Below are 2,742 nucleotides of genomic sequence, written 5' to 3'. Positions count from 1 at the left end.
AGACGGAGCAGCAGGTCTGCATCGAGCGCTCCCTCGACTCCTACTTCGGCTCATGATGACCCCGCGCCCTGACTCGGTCTCCGATCCGACCGGCAATCCCTATGCGTCCGCACCTGCCCCGGCAGTGGCGGGCACCGGAACTCCGCCGCCCGCGCCGACCACTCCGTCGACAAGCATCCGCTACATCGCCCCCGACCTCGCGCGCGGCCTGGCCCTGCTCGGTATCGCCCTGGCGAACATTCCCACCGCCTGGGTCAGCTCCGAGGGGGCCGACCTCGGCGGCTTCTTCGGTGGCATCTTCGGCGAGGCCAGCATCTGGGAATCCATCGCCGTGCTCTTCCACGCGATGTTCATCCACGTGCGCGGCCTGCCGCTGTTCACCACCCTCCTCGGTTTCGGCGTCGGCCTCATCACCATGAGCCTGTGGCGGCGCGGTTTCCCGCCGGGTTCAGCCCGGAAGGTCCTGTGGCGTCGCTACGGCGTGCTCGCGATCATCGGTGTCCTCCACCTGGTGTTCATCTTCTTCGGCGACATCATCGTCCAGTACTCGCTCCTCGCCCTCATCCTCATCGCGATGATCACGCTGAAGGACCGCACGCTCATGATCATCGCCTGGGTGCTGCTGGGCATCGTCGTTGTCGGCAGCCTCGTCGGTGGAGTGGGCGTGAGCTTCTTCCCGGAGTTCGCCGATGTTCCGTCGATGTACGGCGTCAGTGAGTACACCAGCTATCTCGACTACGTGACCTTCAACGCCATGGCCCTCGGTGCCTCCGTGGCGAGTATCCCCATCGTCGCCGTCATGCTCGGCCCGCTCATGATCATCGGTTTCGTGTGGGCCCGTCGGGGAGTGCTGACCGACGTCGAGACGCACCGTCGGATGCTCACCGGCTGGGTGATCGTCGGTGCCGCAGTCGTCCTTCTCATCGGCCTGCCCTGGGGGCTGGCGGCGCTCGGAATCCTCCCTGCCGAGTGGGAGCTGCCGCTGATCATCATGAACACCGGTGTCGGCCTGCTCACCGGTCCGGCGGCGTTGGCACTAGTGGCCCTGCTGTTCCCGGGCACCTCGGACACCCTCAACCCCGGGCTGCGCGCCTTCGTGGCTCTGGGCAGGCGCTCGATGTCGGGCTACATCCTGCAGTCCATTCTGCTGGTGTTCATCACCCAGCCCTTCGCGCTCAACTTCGGCGCGAGCCAGGGGATCCTCCCGCTCATGGCTCTCGGCTTCGGGGTGTGGCTGATCACCCTCATCTGGGCGTATGTGTGGGACCTGCTCGGCTGGCCGGGGCCCATCGAGTGGATCCACCGACGGCTGAGTTACGGCCGCGACGGGCTGCCCGCCGCCTACCGGGCGAAGGAATTGACGGCGTCGTAGCCGGAATCGCCTGACCCCCGCGTGTTCATGGACACGCGGGGGTCATTGCGTCCTAGATACCGAAGGACGAGCCGGAGCTGAACCAGAGAGCGAACTCGGTGATCATGCTCAGGATGCCGGCACCGATGAACTCGAGGCCTTCGTACTCGACCCAGGAGGAGGGGATTTCCGCGATGTTGGAGAGATCGTCAAACATGATGGGGATTCCTTTCGGTGGTGGGTGATGCTTCCCCCTCAGTTTATTCCCGAGGAAACTAACATCGTGTTCATTTACACGGAAACGCCCCCGTTCAACCCTGAACGGGGGCGTCAATAAGCGAGCAACCTAGTCGAGGTAGTCGCGCAGCACCTGCGAGCGCGACGGGTGACGCAGCTTCGACATGGTCTTCGACTCGATCTGCCGGATACGCTCACGCGTCACGCCGTAGACCTGGCCGATCTCGTCGAGGGTGCGCGGCATACCGTCGGTGAGACCGAAGCGCAGGCGGACCACGCCGGCCTCACGCTCGGAGAGCGTCTGCAGCACATCCTGCAGCTGATCCTGCAGGAGGGTGAAGGAGACGGCGTCGACGGCGACGACGGCCTCGGAATCCTCGATGAAGTCACCGAGCTGGGAGTCACCCTCATCGCCGATGGTCTGGTCCAGGGAGATCGGCTCGCGCGCATACTGCTGGATCTCGAGGACCTTCTCCTCGGTGATGTCCATCTCCTTGGCCAGCTCGAGTGGGGTGGGCTCTCGACCGAGATCCTGGAGGAGCTCACGCTGGATACGACCCAGCTTGTTGATGACCTCCACCATATGGACCGGGATACGGATGGTGCGCGCCTGATCGGCCATCGCACGGGTGATGGCCTGGCGGATCCACCACGTGGCGTACGTGGAGAACTTGTAGCCCTTGGTGTAGTCGAACTTCTCCACCGCGCGGATAAGGCCGAGGTTGCCCTCCTGGATGAGGTCGAGGAACGCCATGCCGCGGCCGGTGTAGCGCTTCGCCAGGGAGACGACGAGACGCAGGTTGGCCTCGAGGAGGTGGTTCTTGGCCTTGCGGCCGTCGCGGGCGATGGCGCGGAGGTCACGCTTGACCGCGGGGGTCAGCTTGGCGTCCTTGTCGCCGCCGGCGAAGGCCTCCTCCATCTGCTCCATGCGGAAGGTGGCGTAGAGACCCGCCTCGATGCGCTTGGCCAGGGACACCTCCTGCTCGGCGTTGAGGAGGGCGACCTTGCCGATCTGCTTGAGGTAGGCGCGGACGGAGTCGGCGGAAGCGGTGAGTTCGGCGTCCTTGCGGGCCTGGCGCAGCGCGGCAGACTCGTCCTCGTCCCAGACGGAGGCGCCCTCGTCCTCTACTTCCTCCTCCTCTTCCTCCTCGTCC

General features: G+C 65.2%; 3 protein-coding genes. 1 reads left to right on the top strand and 2 read right to left on the bottom strand.

Annotation, left to right across the window (positions count from 1 at the left end; translation table 11 throughout):
• Positions 1–1,372 (top strand): DUF418 domain-containing protein (locus Q4G50_RS14590; RefSeq protein ID WP_303378380.1); only part of this gene is annotated, 1,372 nt, incomplete at its 5' end.
• Between the two features lie 52 nt (positions 1,373–1,424).
• Here Q4G50_RS14590 and Q4G50_RS14585 read toward each other — a convergent pair.
• Positions 1,425–1,568, bottom strand: coding sequence for a hypothetical protein (locus tag Q4G50_RS14585; RefSeq protein WP_303378379.1), 144 nt, complete (start codon positions 1,566–1,568; stop codon positions 1,425–1,427).
• Between the two features lie 129 nt (positions 1,569–1,697).
• Positions 1,698–2,742: RNA polymerase sigma factor (locus tag Q4G50_RS14580; RefSeq protein ID WP_303378378.1), on the bottom strand; the 1,045-nt coding region annotated here is incomplete at its 5' end.

It is taken from the genome of Corynebacterium sp. (assembly GCF_030538285.1).
GTDB lineage: Bacteria > Actinomycetota > Actinomycetes > Mycobacteriales > Mycobacteriaceae > Corynebacterium.
Note: the sequence above shows the minus strand (reverse complement) of the source record. Positions and strands in the feature narration are given on the sequence as shown.

What these genes read in the sequence shown, in the direction of transcription:
- Q4G50_RS14585 (WP_303378379.1), bottom strand. Translation starts at nt 1,568, where the DNA reads ATGTTTGACGATCTCTCCAACATCGCGGAAATCCCCTCCTCCTGGGTC.